The 20,460-nt window shown below is 74.2% G+C and carries 20 protein-coding genes; 10 read left to right on the forward strand and 10 right to left on the reverse strand.

The window, feature by feature from the left end; genetic code table 11:
* Positions 1-26: 26 nt before the first annotated feature.
* Positions 27-767, forward strand: coding sequence for a DUF4142 domain-containing protein (locus tag ACZ6IM_RS06575; protein ID WP_052837086.1), 741 nt, complete (start codon positions 27-29; stop codon positions 765-767).
* Positions 768-799: 32 nt separating this feature from the next.
* On the opposite strand, the gene ACZ6IM_RS06580 is transcribed toward ACZ6IM_RS06575, so the two are convergent.
* A complete protein-coding gene (locus ACZ6IM_RS06580) occupies positions 800-1,579 on the reverse strand; it encodes a LysR substrate-binding domain-containing protein (protein WP_469554568.1) in 780 nt (259 codons plus the stop codon).
* Positions 1,580-1,637: 58 nt separating this feature from the next.
* Between ACZ6IM_RS06580 and ACZ6IM_RS06585 the strand changes: the two genes are divergently transcribed.
* Positions 1,638-2,036, forward strand: a complete 399-nt coding sequence (locus ACZ6IM_RS06585; protein WP_469554569.1) for a DUF5997 family protein — start codon at positions 1,638-1,640, stop codon at positions 2,034-2,036.
* Between the two features lie 96 nt (positions 2,037-2,132).
* Here ACZ6IM_RS06585 and ACZ6IM_RS06590 read toward each other — a convergent pair whose 3' ends face one another.
* The 3 genes from ACZ6IM_RS06590 to ACZ6IM_RS06600 are packed head-to-tail and all read right to left on the reverse strand — an operon-like array spanning position 2,133 to position 4,262.
* Entirely contained in the window at positions 2,133-2,624 is a 492-nt protein-coding gene (locus ACZ6IM_RS06590; RefSeq protein ID WP_469554570.1) for a DUF1360 domain-containing protein, read from the reverse strand.
* A 41-nt stretch (positions 2,625-2,665) separates the two neighbouring features.
* Positions 2,666-3,052 (reverse strand): DUF2267 domain-containing protein, encoded by a 387-nt coding sequence (locus ACZ6IM_RS06595; protein ID WP_052837082.1) that lies wholly within the window; start codon positions 3,050-3,052, stop codon positions 2,666-2,668.
* 52 nt (positions 3,053-3,104) lie between these two features.
* Entirely contained in the window at positions 3,105-4,262 is a 1,158-nt protein-coding gene (locus tag ACZ6IM_RS06600; RefSeq protein WP_469554572.1) for an MGDG synthase family glycosyltransferase, read from the reverse strand.
* Between the two features lie 185 nt (positions 4,263-4,447).
* Here ACZ6IM_RS06600 and ACZ6IM_RS06605 point away from each other — a divergent pair, with 185 nt between their 5' ends.
* The 4 genes from ACZ6IM_RS06605 (at position 4,448) to ACZ6IM_RS06620 (ending at position 8,983) form a co-directional block, all read left to right on the forward strand.
* Positions 4,448-5,305: an SDR family NAD(P)-dependent oxidoreductase gene (locus ACZ6IM_RS06605; protein ID WP_469554573.1), complete on the forward strand. Its 858-nt coding sequence runs from the start codon at positions 4,448-4,450 to the stop codon at positions 5,303-5,305.
* A gap of 31 nt (positions 5,306-5,336) precedes the next feature.
* A complete protein-coding gene (locus tag ACZ6IM_RS06610; protein ID WP_469554575.1) occupies positions 5,337-6,245 on the forward strand; it encodes a DMT family transporter in 909 nt (302 codons plus the stop codon).
* Positions 6,246-6,372: 127 nt separating this feature from the next.
* Positions 6,373-7,194 (forward strand): polysaccharide deacetylase family protein, encoded by an 822-nt coding sequence (locus ACZ6IM_RS06615; protein ID WP_469554577.1) that lies wholly within the window; start codon positions 6,373-6,375, stop codon positions 7,192-7,194.
* 10 nt (positions 7,195-7,204) lie between these two features.
* On the forward strand, positions 7,205-8,983 hold the full coding sequence (locus ACZ6IM_RS06620) for a glycoside hydrolase family 15 protein (protein WP_469554578.1): 1,779 nt from the start codon (positions 7,205-7,207) through the stop codon (positions 8,981-8,983).
* 5 nt (positions 8,984-8,988) lie between these two features.
* On the opposite strand, the gene ACZ6IM_RS06625 is transcribed toward ACZ6IM_RS06620, so the two are convergent.
* Genes ACZ6IM_RS06625 through ACZ6IM_RS06640 form a run of 4 tightly spaced genes read right to left on the reverse strand, consistent with a single transcriptional unit; the run spans position 8,989 to position 13,856 of the window.
* Complete coding sequence (locus ACZ6IM_RS06625) at positions 8,989-10,125, reverse strand: XdhC family protein (protein WP_052837076.1); 1,137 nt, start codon at positions 10,123-10,125, stop codon at positions 8,989-8,991.
* Positions 10,118-12,268 (reverse strand): xanthine dehydrogenase family protein molybdopterin-binding subunit, encoded by a 2,151-nt coding sequence (locus tag ACZ6IM_RS06630; protein ID WP_469554581.1) that lies wholly within the window; start codon positions 12,266-12,268, stop codon positions 10,118-10,120. The genes ACZ6IM_RS06625 and ACZ6IM_RS06630 overlap by 8 nt, the downstream gene beginning before the upstream one ends.
* Complete coding sequence (locus tag ACZ6IM_RS06635; RefSeq protein WP_469554582.1) at positions 12,265-13,257, reverse strand: FAD binding domain-containing protein; 993 nt, start codon at positions 13,255-13,257, stop codon at positions 12,265-12,267. Before ACZ6IM_RS06635 ends, ACZ6IM_RS06630 begins: the two co-directional genes overlap by 4 nt.
* On the reverse strand, positions 13,254-13,856 hold the full coding sequence (locus ACZ6IM_RS06640) for a 2Fe-2S iron-sulfur cluster-binding protein (protein ID WP_052837073.1): 603 nt from the start codon (positions 13,854-13,856) through the stop codon (positions 13,254-13,256). The genes ACZ6IM_RS06635 and ACZ6IM_RS06640 overlap by 4 nt, the downstream gene beginning before the upstream one ends.
* Positions 13,857-14,086: 230 nt before the next feature.
* Between ACZ6IM_RS06640 and ACZ6IM_RS06645 the strand changes: the two genes are divergently transcribed.
* A complete protein-coding gene (locus ACZ6IM_RS06645; RefSeq protein ID WP_469554585.1) occupies positions 14,087-14,677 on the forward strand; it encodes a TetR/AcrR family transcriptional regulator in 591 nt (196 codons plus the stop codon).
* Here ACZ6IM_RS06645 and ACZ6IM_RS06650 read toward each other — a convergent pair.
* Positions 14,640-15,428, reverse strand: coding sequence for a response regulator (locus ACZ6IM_RS06650; protein ID WP_052837071.1), 789 nt, complete (start codon positions 15,426-15,428; stop codon positions 14,640-14,642). The two genes, ACZ6IM_RS06645 and ACZ6IM_RS06650, sit on opposite strands and share 38 nt — an antisense overlap.
* The gene (locus ACZ6IM_RS06655) at positions 15,425-17,071 is read right to left on the reverse strand and encodes a sensor histidine kinase (protein ID WP_052837070.1); all 1,647 of its coding nucleotides are present in this window, start codon (positions 17,069-17,071) and stop codon (positions 15,425-15,427) included. The genes ACZ6IM_RS06650 and ACZ6IM_RS06655 overlap by 4 nt, the downstream gene beginning before the upstream one ends.
* 274 nt (positions 17,072-17,345) lie before the next feature.
* Between ACZ6IM_RS06655 and ACZ6IM_RS06660 the strand changes: the two genes are divergently transcribed.
* Genes ACZ6IM_RS06660 through ACZ6IM_RS06670 form a run of 3 tightly spaced genes read left to right on the forward strand, consistent with a single transcriptional unit; the run spans position 17,346 to position 20,375 of the window.
* On the forward strand, positions 17,346-18,332 hold the full coding sequence (locus tag ACZ6IM_RS06660; RefSeq protein ID WP_052837069.1) for a tripartite tricarboxylate transporter substrate binding protein: 987 nt from the start codon (positions 17,346-17,348) through the stop codon (positions 18,330-18,332).
* On the forward strand, positions 18,329-18,874 hold the full coding sequence (locus ACZ6IM_RS06665; protein ID WP_052837068.1) for a tripartite tricarboxylate transporter TctB family protein: 546 nt from the start codon (positions 18,329-18,331) through the stop codon (positions 18,872-18,874). Before ACZ6IM_RS06660 ends, ACZ6IM_RS06665 begins: the two co-directional genes overlap by 4 nt.
* Before the next feature lies 1 nt (position 18,875).
* Positions 18,876-20,375: a tripartite tricarboxylate transporter permease gene (locus ACZ6IM_RS06670; protein WP_052837067.1), complete on the forward strand. Its 1,500-nt coding sequence runs from the start codon at positions 18,876-18,878 to the stop codon at positions 20,373-20,375.
* Positions 20,376-20,460: the final 85 nt, after the last annotated feature.

Below are 20,460 nucleotides of genomic sequence, written 5' to 3' on the forward strand. Positions count from 1 at the left end.
AGCCTGTCTTCGCCCCAGGAGGCACGATGCGCATCACGCGCACCACGGCAGGGACCGCCTTCGTGGCCGGTGCCCTGGTCCTCACCCTCACCGCACTCGCCTACCCGACCATGCTCGGGGTGCAGAACGCGGGCAGTGACCAGGCCCGGGTCGTCACCAACACGCGGTACGGGCCGCTCACCGAGCAGGACCGGGACTTCGTGGTGAAGGTGCGGGCCGCGGGGCTGTGGGAGCACCCGCTCGGGCTGATGGCCATGGAGCGGGGGACGACGCCGGAGATGCGGGAGGCCGGGGAGCACCTGGTCGTCGGCCACTCCCGGCTGGACGCCACGTGCCGCAGGATCGCGCCGGAGCTGGGCATCACCCTGCCCAATCTGGCCTCGCCGCAGCAGCAGCAGTTCGTGTCGACCGTGAACGGCACGACGGGCAAGCAGTTCGACACCACCGCGGTCAACATCATGCGGATCACCCACGGCCAGATCTTCCCGGCCATCGCCAACATCCGCGCCAACACCAAGAACTCCCTGGTGCGGCAGCTCGCCGACCAGGCCAACGACACCGTCCTGGACCACATCACCGTGCTGGAGAAGACCGGGCTGGTCAACTTCGACCAGGTCAACTTCCAGCAGACCGCCCCGCCGAACCTGCCCAAGGCGCAGCTCACGCCACCGGCTCCGCAGCCCGGCGAACCGGTGCTCTCGCTCACCGCGCCGCCCGGCCTCGAGGTGAACACCTCCGCGCCGACGCCGAGCCCGACGGTCCGCTGACGCGTCGAGGCCGGGAGTCCGGGTCCGTGGGATCAGCGCCGGCGCGTCCTGCCGCCCTGTCCGCCGCTCTTGCCCTTGCCCTTGCCGCCGCTCGCGCCCCGGTGGCTGCCCCCGGTGCCGCGCCGGGCGCCCCCGGTCTGCTTCCCGGAGGTCTGCTTCGCGGAGGTCTGCTTCCCGCCCTTGGAGCGTGCCGGTTCGGGCTGCCTGCCCCGGGTGCTGTTGACGGTCCGGCCCCGGACGATCCCGATGAAGTCCTCGACGTGGTCCGTGTGCGCGTCCTCGGGCCAGGACAGGGCGACGCTCGACTCGGGAGCGTCCGTGACCGTGCGGTACGTGAGGTCCTTGCGGTGGTGCAGGCGGGCCAGCGACAGGGGCACGAGCAGCACACCGATCCCGGCCGCCACCAGTTCGACGGCGTCCGCGGTGGTGGCCGGGCGCTCCAGGGCGGGCCTGCCCGGCAGCCGCTCCCAGTCGAGGACGTCGTCCAGCGGGTGCAGCACGATCTCGTCGTCGAGGTCCCCGACGGTCACCTCGTCGGCAGCGGTGACGAGGTGGTCCCTCGGGATCAGCACGACCGTCGTCTCGGTGTAGAGGGGGATGGCGCTGAGCGCCGTACGGTCGACGGGCAGCCGTACGAGCCCGGCGTCGGCGTCGCGGCCGAGCAGGACACCGTCCGCCTCCGCGGCGGTCACCTGGGTCAGGGCGAGGGGGACGTCCGGCAGCCGCTCGTTCCAGATGCGCACCCATTTGTCGGGCGTCACCCCCGGGACGTACGCGAGCCGGAACGAGGGGGGAGCTTCCGAGGCTGTCACGCCGCCAGGTTACCGGGCGTGGTCGGGAGCCACTCACACGATCGATACCCTTGACCGCATGACGTCGCACCAGAACACCCAGACCATGAAGCCCGCGACCGCGGCGAAGAAGCTGGGTGTGTACCTCGAAGCCACACCCGCCGAGTTCCGGGAGGGCGTCGTCACGCGCGCCGAGCTGAACGCGCTCCAGACCGACCCGCCCGCGTGGCTGCGCGAGCTGCGGCGCGACGGTCCGCACCCGCGGCCGGTGGTGGCCGCCAAGCTGGGCGTCTCCATCGCGGGTCTGCACCGGGGCGCGATCACCGAGCCGCTCACCACGGAGCAGATCGAGACGCTGAAGCAGGAGCGTCCGGAGTGGCTGGAGCGGGAGCAGGCGGTCCAGGCCGACGTGCGCAAGGAGGCGGCCCGGGTGAAGAAGCTGCACGCCGAGCGGGCGGAGCGCGCCGAGCGCGACTGACCGGCCTCCTCGGTGACGGGCTTCGCCGGTGCCGGCCTCCTCGGTGACCGACCGCCCGGTCCGGCCCGGCGGTCGCCCGGTTGGGCGGTCAGCTGATCATTCCTCGGCCTTCTGCGCGGTCAGGCTCCACGCGTACTGCAGCCAGTCCGACACCACTACCGCGCTCAGGCCCGCGCACACCAGCCGCGCCGCCCGGGGCGCCACGGCGTAGGTGCCCACGAGCCCGCCGGCCACCCAGGCCGAGGTGCAGAACGGGCAGGAGATCAGGTCGCCGACGGCGCGGCGCAGACCGGTACCGCGCCCGGCGTCCATGACCTCGTTCGCGTTGCCCTGCCGCTCGCGGTGGGTGAACGGCGCCCGCAGGAAGCTGGTGACCTTGTCCTTGGTGAGCAGCCGGGAGGCCTTGAACGTCGCCGTGCCCAGCAGGGCCACGTCCCAGCCGGGGACGGTGTCGGGGAGCCGGACCCCGCGGCGCCGCACCGTCACCGCGAACACGCCGGCGGTGGCCGCGAAGGTCGCCGCGAGCGCCGCGTATCCGACGAGGGGGGTCTCCTCCCCGTCCGCGTAGCGCTGCTCGACGTCCGTCATGGATGCCTCCTCGGTCTCGGTGGCCCGTCTCCGGGCGCTGCTCAGTGGGGTGCCGGGCCGCCGAAGAGGTCGGCGCAGTCGGCGGGCAGGTGGGCCAGCAGCCGGTCGACGCGTTCGCGGGGCACCGCGTCGGCGAGGGTGGACAGTACGGCGCCCGCGTCCCATTCGGCGGTGCGCGGCCGGGCGCCGGTCTGCTGGGCCACCCTGCGGAGGAATTCCGCACGGCCGAAGGTCTCGATGCGGCCGCGTTCCAGGCGCAGCGCGTCGTCCAGGGGGGCGGGCAGTTCGCGGGCCAGGCCGTCGGCCTCCTCCGGCGGGATGCGGGACGCGATCACCCACAGGACGGCCGTGGCGACCTGCTCGGCCTCGTCGTCGCCGTGGAACTCACCCCGGTCTCGGACCCGGGTGAGGAATTCGTCGAGCCGCACGGCGTCGCCTCCTTGTGCCGGTTCGCGCTCCGGGGCGGGTGCCCTGTGACGGTCATGGGAAACGGACACCCGCGCGCGCGGCGTCGGCGACCTCGGTCACCAGGGTCAGGACGTCCGCGTTCCCGGTGAACAGTGCGCGTCCGGCGGCGATCCGCCGCCGCCGGTCCCGGCCCGGTGCGGTGAGCCGCCGCAGCGCTTCCAGCAGCGCGGGCCCGTCCTCGGCGACCTCGGAGACACCGAGCGCGGCCATCCGTCGTACGCCGTCCGCGCCGTGGCCGGGTATGGGGCGGTGGCCGACGACCGGCAGCCCGGCCGCGAGCGCCTGTACGGCGGTCTGGCCGGCCGCGTTGTCGATCAGGGCACGGGCGGCGTGCAACAGGCCCGGCATGTCCGTCACCCAGCCCAGGGCCAGGACGCCCGGCGCGCCGGACAGGGTATGGCGCAGCCGCTGGTTGTCGCCGCACAGGACGACCGGCAGGTAGCCGTGGTCGGCCAGGAGCCGGACGGTGGCGTCCAGGTGCGAGCCGACGCCCCAGGCGCCGGCGGAGAGCACCACGGCGGGCCGCCCGGAGCCGAGCCGGTCGAACGTCTCCCGCCACCGGGCCGCGCCCGGGACGTCGTCCGCCGAGAACTCCGGCGCCACGAGGGGCGCGCACGTCGTCGCGGGCGTGCCGGTGCTCCCCCGCACCTCGCGCGCCGCTTCCTCGGTGAGGCACAGGCAGCGGTCGTTGCCGGGGTGCAGCCACTGGCGGTGCGGCTCGAAGTCGATCACGAGGACGACGCTGGGCACGGGCAGCAGTCCGCGGTCCCGCAGGTGGCCGGTCAACTGGGCACCCAGGTGGAAGACGGGCACGACCACGTCCGCGCCGGTGCGCTCCGCCAGCTCGCGCAGTCTCCTCCCGGCGAGCCGGGCCAGGGGGGTCCCGCTGGGCCGGGGTCCCGTGCCGGGCCGCAGGAAGAGGCGGTACAGGGCGGCGTACGCCCACGGGAAGTGCCGCACGGACCCGCGGTAGAAGCACCGCAGGGCCGTGCCCAGGCCGTACGGCAGGAGGGCGAGGACGTCGACGACCTGGGCGGTGTCGCCGCCCTCCCGGGCCCGCCCGACCAGTTCGGCGGCCACCGTGTCGTGTCCGGCGCCCATGCTCGCGCTGATCACCAGCAGCCGTCTGCCGCCCCGCGGACCGCGCGGGGCCCCGGTCCGGCGGGGCACTGATGGGCTGCGAGGATGCACGGCGGACCAAGTTGCCGGTGCGGCGGCTTCCAAACCGCCGCACAAGCGGGCGTTTCGGGCGGACCCTGGGGGATACTCCGTGACCGCCCGTCCGGCCGGACGCCGGAGCCCCGACCGCCCGGTCGGACGCTCCCCGGTGCCCGCCCCGAGCCAAGGTGGTCCCCATGGCGCATGCGTTCTCCCGTCCCCGGCCCGTTCCCGGACCGCAGGTCGTCGCACCCGACGCGGACCACGCGAGGCCGCCCGGGCGGCGTCCGGTCGGAGTCCTGGACACGCGGACCCGCACGGCGCTGGTGACGGGGGCGTCCTCCGGCATCGGCGCGGCCGTGGCGCGTCGGCTGGGTGACGAGGACGGCTGGCGGCTGGTGCTCACCGGGCGTGACCCGGTGCGGCTGCGCCAGGTGGCCGACGACACCTCGGCCACCGCGTTCGCCGCGGACCTCACACTCCCCGGCGCCGACCGGCAGCTCACCGACTTCGCCCTGGCCACGTCGGGCCGGGTGGACCTGCTGGTGGCCGGGGCCGGGGTGGGCTGGGCCGGGGAGTTCCTGGACATGCCCCCGCACACCATCGACGAGGTGCTCGACATCAACGTGCTGGCCACGCTGCGGCTGGTGCGGCTGCTGCTGCCGGGGATGGTGGCGGCGGGTTCGGGACGGGTGGTGCTCATCGGATCGCTGGCGGGCAGTGTCGGGGTGCGCGACGAGGCCGTGTACTCCGCCGCCAAGGCCGCGGTCGGGGCCTTCGCGGACTCGCTGCGCTACGAGTTGCGGGGCACGGGCGTGGGGGTCACCCACGTGGTGCCGGGTGTCGTCGACACTCCGTTCTTCGAGCGCCGGGGCACTCCCTACCGGCGCTCCCGCCCCCGCCCGGTACCGCCCGAGCGCGTGGCCGACGCGGTGCGCACGGCGGTGGTACGGGGCCGGGACGAGGTGTACGTGCCCTCGTGGCTGCGTCTGCCGTGCCGGGTGCGGGGCGCGGCTCCGGGACTGTACCGACGGCTGGCCGCACGGTTCGGATGACCGGGAGCGCGATGACCTGGAGCGCGCCGCGGTGAGTGTCCTCACCGTCGTCCTCGCCCTGTTCGCGGCGCTGTCCAACGCGGCGGCGTCGGTACTGCAACGCCGGGCCGCGGCGCAGGACGAGGACCGGGCGGGGGCCAGGCACACGGTCGTGCGCTCACTGCTGCGGCTGGTGCGGGACCGGTACTGGGTCGGCGGGGCGGCTCTGCTCGCGCTGACGACGGTGCTGCAGGCGGCCGCGCTGGCGGTGGGCAGTCTCGCCGTCGTCCAGCCACTGATGGCCACCGAACTGCTGTTCACGCTGGTGGTCGGCAGTGCGGTCTTCCACCGGCGGCCGGACACCCGGACGTGGCTGGCGTTCGTGGCACTGGCCGTGGGCCTCGCGCTGTTCCTGGGCTCCGCCGCTCCGTCGGCCGGGCACGACACCGCCACCGGGGGCCGGTGGATCTGGGCGGGGCTGGCGCTGGTCGTCCTCATGACGGTCCTCGCCTCGATCGGCAGCCTGGTGCACGGCGCGCCCCGCGCGGCGCTGTTCGGATCGGCGTCCGCGGTGGGGTTCGGCGGTACGGCGGCGCTGCTCAAGGAGCTGACCGGGCGGCTCCCCCAGGGGGTGGGCGAGGTGCTGACCCAGTGGCCGCCGTACGCCACCGCGGTGGTGGGCGTGGCCAGCTTCCTGCTGTTGCAGAGCGCCCTGCGGGCGGGGACCCTGGCCGCCTCGCAGCCGGCCCTGACCCTCGGCGACGCGCTGACCAGCGTCGCCCTGGGCTGGGCCCTGTTCGGCGAGGAGATCCTGCTCGGAGTGCGGGTGCTGCCCGAACTGATCGGCGTGGCGCTGATCGGCCTCGGCAGTGTCGGGCTGGCCCGCGCACCGTCGGTGCACGGCGCCTGGGACACGGCCCCGGCGGCACGGGACGGCCCCGGGCGGGCGGTGAGGCGGTGAGCGGACGGACGGCACGCGTCGGGACCGCGCGGTCCGGACGACCGGGAACGGCAACGCAGGGGCACCCAAAAGAGGCGAACGGAAAGCAGGGGGACGGAAGGCAGGGGGACGAAGCGGAGGTACCACGATGGGTCACGGGTTTCGCGCCGGTCGGGCGGTGTACGCCGCCGCCCCGGTCGTCGCCGCCGCGCTCGCCCACATCGGTCCGGCCGCGACCTGGCTGCCGGAACTGCGCCGTCGCCATTTCCCGGGTCTGGCCGGCCTGGGCGACCCCGGTCATGTCGCGCTCACCTTCGACGACGGCCCCGATCCGGCGTCCACGCCGCGGTTCCTCGACGCCTTGGACGGGCTCGGGGCAAGGGCCACGTTCTTCGTCCTGGGCGAGAACGCCGAGCGCCATCCCGCACTGGTCCGTGAGCTGGTCCGGCGCGGACACGAACTCGCCGTCCACGGCTGGGCGCACGACCGCCCCTGGTGGCCGTCGCCGGCACGGGACGCGCGCGAGGTGCTGCGTGCCGTCCGGGTGGTGACCGAGGTGACCGGAAGTGTCCCGCGCTGGTACCGGCCGCCCTACGGCATCCTCACCTCCGGACGCTGGGCGGCCGCCCGCCGGGCCGGGCTGCGGCCCGTGCTGTGGACCGCGTGGGGCAAGGACTGGCGGCAGGACGCCACGCCCGCCTCCGTACGCGCGACCGTCGCGGCTGACCTGCGCGGGGGTGGCACGGTCCTCCTCCACGACACCGATCACGCCTCCGCCCCGGGCAGTTGGCGGGCCGCCCTCGGCGCGCTGCCGGACATCGTGCGCGACTGCCGCGCGGCGGGGTGGACCGTCGGCCCGCTCGGCGAGCACGGGACCGGCCGGACCGCGGTGACATCCGTTACCGGGGTGACCACCGGGACCACCGGGACCACCGGGACGGCGCCGTTTCGGTCACCGGCGCCGGGATAGCCGTACCGTCATGAAGGACAGCGACGAGCGGCGCGCGCCGGAACCGGACAGGTCGTGCCCGCCCTGGGCGCTGCGCGAGTACGCCGTACTCGCCGACGGCGAGCGGGGAGCGGTCCTGGACCCCCGGGGCCGGATCGTGTGGCTGTGCGCCCCGCGGTGGCACGACGACGCGGTGTTCTCGGCGCTGATCGGCGGAGCCGGTCACTTCACCGTGGAACCGGCGGACCCCTGGCACGTCTGGGGCGGCTCCTACGAGGAGGGCACGCTGATCCGGATCAGCCGGTGGGTGACCGCCGACTGCGTGATCGAGTGCCGGGAGGCCCTGGCCCTGCCGACCCGCACGGACCGGCTCGTGCTGCTGCGCCGCATGCGGGTGGAGCGGGGCGAGGCGCGGCTGCGCATGGATCTGGACCCGCGGCCCGGCTTCGGCGGGGTCCGGATGCGCGACCCCCGGCGGGAAGGGGGCGTGTGGACGGCCCGGACGGAGGGGCTGCGGCTTCGGCTCGCCGGGGCACCGGACGCGGTGTGGCGGGACGGGGCCGGGCTGTGCGGCGGGTTCCGGCTGCGCGAGGGCCGGACCCACGACCTCGTGCTGGAACTGTCCGAGGGCCCGGAGACCGGACCGCTGGACCCCGACGCGCTGTGGCGGGCCACGGAACGGGAGTGGGCGCGGGCCGTCCCGGACTGCTCGCGGCTGGTCGCGCCCCGCGACGCCCGGCACGCGTACGCCGTGCTGCGCGGGCTGACCAGCGTCTCCGGGGGGATGGTCGCCGCCGCGACCACGTCCCTGCCGGAGCGGGCCAACAGCGGGCGCAACTACGACTACCGCTACGCGTGGCTGCGCGACCAGTGCTACGCCGGTCTCGCGGTCGCCGCGCACGGGCCGCACCCCCTGGTCGACGACGCGGTGCGCTTCGTCGCCGAGCGCGTGCTCGCGGACGGCGACGGGGTGCGCCCCGCCTACACGGTCGACGGGCGGCCGGTCGGCAAGGAACGCTCCCTGCGGCTGCCCGGCTACCCCGGTGGCAACGACCACGTCGGCAACGACGCGGGCGCCCAGTTCCAGCTGGACACCTTCGGCGAGGCGCTGCAGTTGTTCGCCGCGGCCGCCGCGCACGACCGGCTGACCGACGAGGCGGAACGGGCCGCCGCCGTCGCCGTGGACGTCGTCGAGCGGCAGTGGCTGAAGCCGGAGGCCGGCCTGTGGGAGCTGGAGAACCGGTGGTGGACCCACTCCCGGCTGAGCGTGGTGTGCGGTCTGCGGCGCATGGCCGAGGTGCTGCCCGGACCCGCGGGGCGCCGGTGCGCCGACCTCGCCGACACGGTGCTGCGGGAGACCCGGCGCCGCTGCCTGCGCCCCGACGGCCGCTGGCGGCGGGCCGAGGACGACGACGGGCCGGAGGCCGCGCTGCTGGTGCCGACGGCCCGCGGCTGTGCGTTCGGGGACGGTGACGGCGACGCCACCACGCGCGCGTACGTGGAGTCCCGGCTGGCCGAGGACGGGTACCTGTACCGCTTCGAACATCCCGGGGTGCCGCTCGGCGAGGCCGAGGGGGCCTTTCTGCTCTGCGGCTTCACGATGGCGCTCGCCACGCACCGGGTCGGCGACCGGGTCGGCGCGTTCCGCTGGTTCGAGCGCACCCGGGCGGCCTGTGGGCCGCCCGGGCTGTTCGCCGAGGAGTACGACGTGCGCCAGCGCCAGCTCCGCGGCAACCTCCCGCAGGCCTTCGTGCACGCGCTGATGCTGGAGTGCGCGGTCCGCCTGGCCGGCGAGTCCACGCTGCCCTGAGTCCCTCAGGCGGCCGCCCCCGTCACCTCCCGCTCCCGGTGGATCGGTGCCGAACCGCCCGTCAGGGGTACGCCCGTTCCGCCGCGCCGGGCCGCGACGATCTCCGCTGCGATGGACAGGGCCGTCTCCTCCGGGGTGCGCGCGCCGAGGTCGAGGCCGATCGGTGAGCGCAGCCCGGACAGCTCGTCCTCGGTCAGGCCCGCCTCCCGCAGCCGGCGGTGGCGGTCCTCGTGGGTGCGGCGCGAGCCCATGGCGCCGACGAACGCGACGGGCCTGCGCAGGGCCTCGGTCAGCAGCGGCACGTCGAACTTGGCGTCGTGGGTGAGTACGCACAGCACCGTGCGTTCGTCGGTGGGGGTCTGCCGCAGATAGCGGTGCGGCCAGTCGACGACGACCTCGTCGGCCTCCGGGAAGCGGGCCCGCGTGGCGAAGACCGGCCGGGCGTCGCACACGGTGACGTGGTGCCCGAGGAACTTCCCGGCCCGCACCAGCGCCGCGGCGAAGTCGACCGCGCCGAAGACGATCATGCGGGGCGGCGGCACGCTGGACTCGACGAGGAGGGTGAGCCCGCCGGGGCAGTGCGACCCGTCCTCCGAGAGCCCGACCGTGCCGGTGCGTCCGGCGTCCAGCAGGGCACCCGCCTCGGCGGCCGCGGTGCGGTCGAGGTCGGGGTGTCCGCCGAGACCGCCCTCGTGGGTGCCGTCGGGACGGACCAGCAGCGCCCGGCCCAGGAGCTCGGCCGGGCCCCGGACGACCCGGGCGAGGGCCACGGTCCCGCCCCGGGCGGCGGTGGAGAGCGCCGCCCGGAACACCTCGCGCGACGGCGCGTCCGCGCCGACCGGCGTGACCAGCACGTCGATCACCCCGCCGCAGGTCAGCCCGACCGCGAAGGCGTCCTCGTCGCTGTAGCCGAACCGCCCGCGCACGCTCTCGCCGCTGTCCAGGGCCTCGGTGCACAGCTCGTACACCGCGCCCTCCACACAGCCTCCGGAGACCGAGCCGATCACCGTGCCGTCGCGGTCGACGGCGAGGGCCGCGCCGGGCCCGCGCGGTGCGCTGCCGCCCACCGAGACGACACTGGCGACGGCGAACTCCCGCCCTTGCGTCAGCCAGCCGTTCAGCTCGTCGGCGATGTCAAGCATGCGGGCCGCCCTCTGCCGCGGGCACCCCCGCCGACAGCACCCGGTCCGGCCTGATCGGCAGGTTGCGGTGGCGTACGCCGGTCGCGTGCCAGACGGCGTTGGCGACGGCCGCCGCGGCGCCCACGACGCCGATCTCGCCGACGCCCTTGATACCGACCGGGTCGTCGGGGTCGGGGTCGTCGACCCAGTCGGCCTGGATGTCGCCCACGTCGGCGTTGGTGGCCACGTGGTAGCCGGCGAGGTCGGGGGCGTACAGGCCGCCGCTGGTCCGGTCCCGGACCGCCTCCTCGTGCAGGGCCATGGAGATGCCCCAGACCATGCCGCCGACGAGCTGGTTGCGGGCGGTGAGCGGGTTGACGATCCGGCCGGCCGCGAAGATGCCGAGCATGCGGCGCACCCGCACCTCACCGGTGGCGGGGTCCACGGCGACCTCGGCGAACTGCGCGCCGAAGGAGTGCCGTTCCTTCTGCGCGAGGGCACCGAGGGCCTCGGTGGTGTCGGACCGTACGGTGATGCCCTCCGGCGGGATCGTCGTGCCGAGGGCCAGCCGCTCCCGCAGTTCGCGGGCCGCCTCCCTGATCGCCCAGGCCCAGGAACGCGTGCCCATCGAGCCGCCCGCGATCATCGCGGGGCCGAAGTCGCTGTCCCCGATCCGGACCCGGACCCGGTCGGGCGCGACCTCCAGGGCGTCGGCGGCGACCAGGGTGAGCGCCGTACGGGCGCCGGTGCCGATGTCGGCGGCGGCGATCCGCACGGTGAAGCCGCCGTCGGCCTGCGCGGTGACGAGGGCCGTGGAGGGACCGGCACCCGCGTGGAAGGAGGCGGCGGCCGTGCCCGTGCCAAGGAGCCAGCGCCCGTCCCGGCGCGTGCCGGGGCGCGGGTCGCGCTGCGCCCAGCCGAACCGCCGGGCTCCCTCGCGGAAGCAGGCGTCCAGGTTGCGGCTGCTGAAGGGCAGGCCGGAGACCGGGCCGACCTCGGGTTCGTTGCGCAGGCGCAGTGCGATGGGGTCGATGCCGGTGCGCTCGGCGAGTTCGTCGAGGGCCGACTCGATGGCGAAGGACCCCGGTGCCTCGCCCGGCGCGCGCATGAAGGTCGGTGACGGCACGTCGAGCGGCGCGACCTCGTTGGCCGTGTGGTGGGCGTCGGCGTCGTACATCACCCGGGCCACGCCCGCGCTGGGCTCGACGAACTCGTAGACGGTGGACGTCTGGTTCAGCGAGCGGTGCTCCAGGGCGCGCAGCCGGCCGTCGGCGTCGGCGCCGAGCCGCACGCGCTGGAGGGTGGGGCTGCGGTAGCCGGCCAGCGAGAACATCTGCCGCCGCGTCATGACCACGCGCACCGGCCGCTGCAACTCGGTCGCGGCCATCACGGCGGCGACCTGGTGGGCGCGCAGTCCCTTGCTGCCGAAGCCGCCGCCGATGTGCTCGGAGCGCACCCGTACCGCGGAGGCGTCGAGGGAGAACATGCTGGCCAGTTCGCCCTGGATCCAGGTGGTGCCCTGGTTGGAGTCGACGACCTCCAGCCGGCCGCCGTCCCACAGGGCGGTGGCGGCGTGCGGCTCCATCATGCTGTGGTGCTCTTCGGGGGTGGTGTACTCCTCGTCCACCACGACCGCGGCGGCGGCGAGGCCGGCCTCCAGGTCGCCCTTGGCGGTCTCGCCGGGCATGACCCCGCCGGCCGGGTGGGCACCAGGGTGGCCGGTGGTGAGGGCGGTGTCGTGGGGTTCCTCGTCGTAGGCGACGACGAGGGCCTCGGCGGCCTCCCGGGCCTGCTCGGGCGTCTCGGCGACGACGAGGGCGACCGGCCAGCCCACGTGGTGCACCCGGTCCTGCTGGAAGACGGCGGCGGTGGGGTCCGGCGCCATGCCGAGCAGGCCGGTGTAGTCTGTCTCGACGCGCGGGGCGTTGCCGTGGTGCAGGACGGCCAGTACGCCGGGCATGGCGAGGACGGGCTCGGTGTCGATCGCGCGGATCCGGCCGCGGGCGACGGTGGACAGCACCAGCCAGCCGTGCGCGAGGTCGGCGAAGGGGATCTCGCCCGCGTAGCGGGCCGCTCCGGTGACCTTGTCGCGGCCCTCGACGCGGGTGTGCGGGGTGCCGACGACGCCCTTGAGCGCCGCACGGCCGGTCGTGGCGGTGGTCATCGGGCGGTCTCCTCGGCGAGTTCGGTCAGGACGGCCACCACGAGGTTGCGCATGAGGGTCACCTTGTATCCGTTGTCGGGCAGCGGCCTGGCGGCCGCGAGTTCGGCGTCCGCGGCGGCGGCGAAGGTGTCGCCGTCGGCCGGTGCTCCGGTCAGTACGGCCTCGGCCGCGCGGGCCCGCCAGGGCCGCGAGGCGACCGCGCCGAAGGCCAGCCGGGCTTCGCGCACGACGCCGTCCTCGACGTCGAGCGCGGCGGCGACCGAGCCGATCGCGAAGGCGTACGAGGCACGCTCGCGCACCTTGCGGTAGCGGGAGCGGGCGGCGACCGCGGCGGCCGGCAGGGTGATGCCGGTGATCAGCGCGCCGGGCGGCAGGGCGGTCTCGCGGTGCGGGGTGTCACCGACCGGGAGGTAGAAGTCGGCCAGCGGCAGCTCGCCGGGCCCGTCGAGGGTTTCGTAGCCGACGACGGCGTCGAAGGCGGCGAGGGCCACGCCCATGTCGGAGGGGTGGACGGCCACGCAGTGGTCGGAGGCGCCCAGGACGGCGTGGTTGTGGTGCTCGCCCGTGAGCGCGGAGCAACCGCTGCCGGGGGCACGCTTGTTGCAGGGCTTGCTCAGGTCGGTGAAGTAGCCGCAGCGGGTGCGCTGGAGGAGGTTGCCGCCTACGGTGGCCATGTTGCGCAGCTGGCCGGAGGCGCCGGCCAGGACCGCCTGGGTCAGGGCCGGGTAGCGGCGGCGTACGTCGGGGTGGGCGGCGAGGTCGCTGTTGGTGACGGTGGCGCCGATGCGCAGGCCGCCGTCCGCGGTCTCCTCGATGCCGTCCAGGGGGAGTTCTCGGACGTCGACGAGCCGGGCGGGGCGCTCGACGCCGGTCTTCATCAGGTCGACGAGGTTGGTGCCGCCGCCGAGGAAGCGGGCGTCCGGGTCGGCGGCGAGCAGGGCGACGGCGCCGGAGACGTCTTCGGCGCGCTGGTATCCGAATTCCCTCATGCGGCCGTCTCCTCGGTGGTCTCGCGCCGGTCGGCACGGTCGTCGTCGTGGGCCGCGGCCTCGTGGGCCTCGGCGGCGCGGGTGACCGCCTGGACGATGGAGACGTAGGCGCCGCAGCGGCACAGGTTGCCGCTCATCCGTTCGCGGATCTCGTCCGGCGTCAGGGGCGGTGGTCCGGCCTCGGGGCGTACGTCCTCGGTGGCGGCGCTGGGCCAGCCGGCCGCGTGCTCCTCGATGACCGCGATCGCCGAGCAGATCTGCCCGGGGGTGCAGTAGCCGCACTGGTAGCCGTCGAGGTCGAGGAAGGCCTGCTGCACGGGGTGCAGCCGGTCGCCCTCGGCCATGCCCTCGATGGTGGTGATCTCGCGTCCCTCGGCGGCGACGGCGAGGTTCAGGCAGGAGACGGCGCGGCGCCCGTCGACCAGGACGGTACAGGCGCCGCACTGCCCCTGGTCGCAGCCCTTCTTGGTGCCGGTGAGATCCAGGCGCTCGCGCAGGGCGTCGAGCAGGGTGGTGCGGTGGTCGACGGTCAGCTGGTGCTTCTCGCCGTTGATGTTCAGGGTGATGGCGCTGGACGTCGACGAGGGCGTTGGGGCCATGGTCAGCCTTCTTTGGTGTCCGGTGACAGGGGGCGTCTGTTGTCAGGGAGAAACGGGCTGTAGGCAGTGGGGGGTCATCCGCGGCCGGTCGGCCACCGGCCGGTTCTCGCGGCCGCGTCCGCCGCTAGACTGGGCGGGTAACCGGACAACTGTCCGCTCACTGGAAACGTAACGGACAGTTGTCCGGTTAGCAAGGACGGGATTCGGCCACGAACCCGGGAGGAGGGCGAGTGTCGCCATCGAAGAGGGACAAGGCGGACGCGCCTCTGCGCTCGGACGCACAGCGCAACCGCGAGCGCATCCTGCGCGTGGCCACGGAGGAACTGACGCGTTGCGCGAACGTCCCGCTGAGCGCCATCGCCAAGAAGGCGGGCGTCGGGCAGGGCACCTTCTACCGCAACTTCCCGCACCGCGAGGCCCTCGTCCTGGAGGTGTACCGCTACGAGATGCGGCAGGTGGCCGACGCCGCGCCCGCGCTGCTGGCCGCCCTGGACCCCGAGCGGGCCCTGCGCGAGTGGCTGGACCACCTGGCCCGGTTCGCCATGACCAAGGCCGGGCTGGCGGACGCGATCCGGCTGGTCACCAGCGCGCCCGGCGGACCGGAGAAGCCGGAGCCCGCGCCGGTGATGGAGGCGGCCGAGCTTCTGCTGCGGGCCAACCAGGAGGCCGGCACCATCCGCCCCGGGGTCTCCTCGGACGACTTCTTCCTCGTCATCGGCGGCCTCTGGCTGATCGATCCCGGCGACGGCTGGCAGCCGCGGGTCACCCGGTTCCTGGACTTCGTCATGGACGGCCTGCGGGTCGGAGCGCCGGGCCGGTGACCGCGCCCCGGAAGCGGTAGCGGCGCTCGGGGCGGCCCGCCGCCCCGTAGCGCAGGGAGACCTCCGCACTGCCCACGGTGTGGAAGTACTCCAGGTAGCGGCGCGCGCTGACCCGGGAGATGCCGGTCAGCGCCGCGCACTCGCTGGCGGACAGGGTGCCGTCGGCCTCGCGCAGGGTCCGCTCGACGAGTCCGGCGGTCTCCACGCTCATGCCCTTGGGCAGCGTGGGGGCCGGTGCGGCCGGTGCCGCGGCCCCGGCCAGGACCCGGTCGACGTCGGCCTGGCTGCGCACCACCGTGCCGAGCAGCCGGCCCCGCAGAACGGCGTAGCGCTCCAGCCGGACCCGCAGGTCCTCGAACTCGAAGGGCTTGAGGAGGTAGTCGACGACACCGTGCCGCACGGCGCCGCGCACCGCGTCCGCCTCCCGGGCCGCGCTGATGACCATGACGTCGCAGTCGTGGCCCGCGGCACGCAGCCGCGGGATGACGTCGAGGCCGAAGACGTCCGGCAGGTACAGGTCGAGCAGGACCAGGTCGGGGCGGAGTTCCGCGACGGCGGTCAGCGCCTGCTCCCCGGTGCCGGCCGCGCCGACGACCCGGAAGGGCTCGACCCGTTCGACGAACGCGCGGTGGACGCGGGCCACCATGAAGTCGTCGTCGACCACGAGCACGCCGATCGGTGCGGCGGCGCGGGTCGTCCCGCGGGGTGCGGCGCTCGCGGTCGCGTCGGGCGTGCCGCTCGTAGCCGTCATGGTGCTGCTCCTTCCGCCACCGCGTCGGTGAGGTGGCTGACGGTCATGCGTGCGGTGAACATGGCCCCCTCGGGGGTGTTGGTCACCGAGATCTCACCGCCGTGACGTTCGCAGACCAGCCGGGTCAGCGCCAGGCCGATACCGCGCTCGCCCTGCCGGGCGGCCTTGGTGGTGAAGCCGTGGGAGAAGACCTCCCGCGCCAGTTCGGGCGCCACGCCGGGCCCCGAGTCGCGGACCACGATCTCGACGCTGGCGGCGTCCTGCCGCAGCTCGACCTCGACCCAGGCCTCGTGGGCGTCGTCCGGGGGCGCGGCGGCGTCCACGGCGTTGTCGACGAGGTTGCCGACCACGGTCGCCACATCGGCGGCGTCGGCCGGCTCCAGCCGGTCCAGCGCCGTACGGTCCGAGACGCGCAGGGCGACCCTGCGCTCGGCCGCGAGGGAGGACTTCGCCGTGATCAGCGCGGCCACGGCGGTGTCCCGGACCCGGCGACTGAGGGTGACGTCCAGGGACTGGCGGCGCTGGTTGAGCCCGCGGACGTAGCGCACCACCTCGTCCTGCTCGCCGATCTGGATGAGCCCGGAGATGGTGTGCAGTTGGTTGGCGAACTCGTGGGCCTGGGCGCGCAGCAGCTCGGAGGTGCTGCGGAAGGAGCCGATCTCCCGCTCCAGGCGAGCCAGTTCGGTGCGGTCGCGCAGGGTGGTGACCGAGCCGAACGGGCGGCCGTCCTTGGTGACGGTCATGCGGTTCATGACCAGGACCCGGCCGCGGCGGACGACGACCTCGTCGCGCGGCTCGGCCGTCTCGGAGGTGACGCCGGCGAGGACGTCGAGCAGCCGGCCGTCGATGCCGAGGCCGTCCAGGCTCTGGCCCACACAGTCGGCGGGCAGGTCGAGCAGGCGCCGGCCCATCTCGTTGACCAGGGTGAGCCGGTGCTGCGGGTCGAGGGCGACGACGCCCTCGGCGATGCCGTACAGCATGGCCTCCCGGTGTTCGGCCAGGCCCGCGATCTCGCGCGGCTCCAGGCCGAGGGTCTGCCGTTTGACACGCCGGGCCAGCAGCCAGGAACCGGCCACCCCGAGACCGCTGGCGATGCCGAGGTAGGCGAGGAGGTAGGAGGAGGCACCGCTGAGGCGCTGCCACGCCGTCGGGTCGGCCTCACCGACCATCACCGTGCCGAGGTGCCGGCCGAGCGTCTGCCGGGTGGCGCCGAGCACCGGGACCTGGGCGACGAGCTCCCGGCTGCCCTGCACGGTCAGCGGCCCCGACCAGCCGCTCGAGACACCGGCGCCCGCGCCGCGCGGCAGCCGGGCGCCGATCAGCGTCGGGTCGGTGGAGCTGACGACGCGGCCGTCGGCATCGGCCACCGTGACGGAGGTGACCCCGGACTGGGTCTGCGTGGCGTTGACCAGCGGGGCGAGGGCCTCCTGCGGCACCGGGCGCAGCAACTGGCTGCGGACCAGCGGCGTGGCGGCCAGCTGTTCGGCCAGGGCGGTGACCCGGCGGCCCTCGACGCGGTTGAAGGTGGCCTTGGACTGGGCGAGCGAGACGGCGGCCACCGCGAGCAGGACGACCACCACGATGGCGAGCTGGAGGACCAGCATCTCGCCCGCGAGGGTCTGACGGCGGAAGGTGGGGGCCACGGCGGACTCGTTCTCGGGCTGGCTGAGGGGCGGGGGGCCGAGTCGCCATCATGGCGCCCACCTGCGACGAAGGAAAGGGATGTGCCTGCTTCGCAATGAAGCGGCGATCCGAAAGCGATGTCGGCCGACCGGTTCCGGCGACCGCAATGAACACAACCTCCCTTGGTTCCGCAAGGAAGACAGACGGCGGGCGCGCGGGCACCATGTGGCCCACGTCACCCTCCCCCACAGGGCTCCCCGTACCGAACTACCCAACCGACAGGTGGTGTCACACGTGCGCCTGCGCACCCCCCTTGCCCTGCTCGGGGCCGCCGTGCTCGTACTGGCGGGACCGCCGTTGCTCTCCTCGGGCGACGACTCGGATTCCGGCACCCAGATTCCGGGCCTGCGCTTCATGGTCCCCAACACGCCCGGCGGCGGCTACGACATCACCGCCCGCACGGCCGCGAAGAACGCCGAGGACGCCGGGCTCACGCACAACATCGAGGTGTTCAACCTGCCCGGCGCGGGCGGCACCGTCGGCCTGAGCCGGCTGGTGAGCGAGCACGGAAACGGCAAGCTCGCCATGTCCATGGGCCTCGGTGTCGTGGGCGCCGCCCGCTCCAACCACGCGCCCAAGACCCTCGCCGACGCCACGCCGATCGCGCGGCTCACCGAGGAGCAGGACGTCGTCGTGGTCGCCAAGGACTCGCCCTACAAGACGATCGGCGAGCTGATCGACGCCTGGAAGGAGGACCCGGGGAAGATCCCGGTGGGCGGCGGTTCGTCGCCGGGCGGGCCCGACCACCTCGCGCCGATGCTGATGGCACAGGCCGCCGGGATCCAGCCGAAGTCGGTCAACTACATCCCCTTCGACGGCGGCGGCGAACTGCTCGCCTCGATCCTGGGCAACAAGGTCGGCTTCGGGGTCTCCGGAGTCGGCGAGTACCTGGACCAGATCAAGGCGGGCGAACTGAGGGTGCTCGCGGTGACCGGTCCCGAGCGGGTGGACGACCTCAGGGACGCTCCCACGCTCAAGGAGTCGGGCTACGACGTGGACTTCACCAACTGGCGCGGCATCGTCGCCCCGCCCGGTCTGTCCGAGGCGCAGCGGAACAAGCTGATCCGCCTGTTCGAGGAACTGCACGGCTCGCCCGAGTGGAAGAAGTCCATGGACCAGAACGGCTGGGACGACGCGTTCCTGACCGGTGAGGAGTTCGGCGACTTCCTGGAGGCGCAGGACAAGCGTGTGGTGTCGGTGCTGAAGGAGCTGGGACTGTGACGACGCCGACCGAACTCCCCGAGGACGGCGAGGGCACGGCCACCGGCCGTCGCTCGTGGCTGCGCGACCACTCCGAACTGGGCGTGTGCGCCCTGCTGCTGGCGCTCGGCGTGCTCGTGCTGACCGACGCGCTCACCATGGACGTCGACATCACCCAGCGCGGCCCGGTCGGCCCGAAGACCGTGCCGGTCGTGGTCGGCATCGGCCTGCTGGTGATCGCCGCGCTGCTCGCCGTCGACGTGCTGCGCGGCGGCCGGGGCGAGGCCGAGGGCGGCGAGGACATCGACCTGTCCGAACCGGCCGACTGGCGCACGGTGCTGCTGCTGTCCGGGATCTTCCTCGGCGCCGCCGCCCTGATCGAGCCGGCCGGCTTCCCCGTCGCCGGTGCGCTGCTCTTCTGGGGCGCCGCCTTCGCGCTCGGCAGTCGCCGCGTGGACCGCGATCCGCTGATCGCCGCGGTGCTGTCCCTGATCACCTATGTCGTCTTCGACAAGCTGCTCGGCGTGCCGCTGCCCGGCGGTCCGCTGATGGGAGTGCTCTGACATGAACGCCCTCAACTCCCTCATGGACGGGTTCGGCACGGCCCTGACGCCGCTGAACCTGCTGTGGGCCGCCCTCGGTGTGCTGCTCGGCACGGCCATCGGCGTGCTGCCCGGCATCGGCCCGGCGATGGCGGTGGCGCTGTTGCTGCCGGTGACGTACGGCCTCGATCCGGTCGCGGCGTTCATCATGTTCGCGGGCATCTACTACGGCGCGATGTTCGGCGGTTCGACCACCTCCATCCTGCTCAACACCCCCGGCGAGAGCGCCGCCGTGGTCGCGGCCATGGAGGGCAACCCCATGGCCAAGGCGGGGCGCGGCGCACAGGCGCTGGCGGCCGCGGCCATCGGTCACTTCGCGGGCGGCATGATCGGCACGATCCTGCTGGTGGCGCTCGCTCCGACGGTCGCCGACCTGGCGGTGGACATCGGTGCGCCGGACTACTTCGCCATCATGGTGCTGGCGTTCATCGCCGTGACCTCGGTGCTGGGTTCGTCGCGGATCAGGGGCCTGGCCTCACTGCTGATCGGTCTGACGATCGGCCTCGTGGGCCTGGACCAGATGACGGGCCAGCAGCGGCTGACCTTCGGTTCGCTGCAACTCGCCGACGGCGTGGACGTGGTGATCGTGGCGGTCGGTCTGTTCGCGATCGGCGAGGCGCTGTGGGTGGCGGCCCACCTGCGGCGCGGAGGGGCCGAACCGATACCGGTGGGCCGTCCCTGGCTCGGCCGCGATGATGTGAAGCGCACCTGGAAGTCCTGGCTGCGCGGTCCGTTCATCGGCTTTCCGTTCGGTGCGATCCCGGCGGGCGGCGCGGAGATCCCCACGTTCCTGTCGTACGTCACGGAGAAGCGGCTGTCCAAGCACAAGGACGAGTGGGGCAAGGGCGCCATCGAGGGCGTGGCGGGCCCCGAGTCGGCGGCGTCGGCCTCGGCCGCGGGCACGCTGGTGTCCATGCTGACGCTCGGCCTGCCGACCACGGCGGTCGCCGCGGTGATGCTGGCCGCCTTCCAGCAGTACGGCATCCAGCCGGGGCCGCTGCTCTTCGAGCGCGAGCCCGAGCTGGTGTGGGGCCTGATCGCCTCGCTGTTCGTGGGCATGGTGCTGCTGCTCGCCCTGAACCTGCCGCTGGCGCCGGTGTGGGCCAAGCTGCTGCGGATCCCGCGGCCGTACCTCTACGCGGGGATCATGTTCTTCGCGGCGGTCGGCGCGTACGCCGTCGGCGGTGAGGTGGTCGACCTGGTGATCCTGCTGGTCATCGGTCTGATCGGGTTCGGAATGCGCCGCTACGGGCTGCCCGTTCTGCCCGCCGTGATCGGCGTCATCCTCGGCCCCAACGCCGAGCAGCAGCTGCGTCGCGCCCTGCAGATCAGCGACGGCAGCGTGACGGGGCTGGTCAACACGCCGTTCTCGGTGACGGTGTACGCGGTGATCGTGCTGCTGCTGGCCTGGCCGCTGGTGAAGCACCTGGTGGTCCGGGGCCGGACCCGCGCGGACGCCTGATCCCCGGCCCGGTCCGACGGCGCGTCCGCGTGCTCGGGAGCGGTCGTCGTGCCGGGCTCGGTCAGGCAGCGCACGATCTCGTCGC

Source organism: Streptomyces sp. NPDC042336 (genome assembly GCF_055581985.1).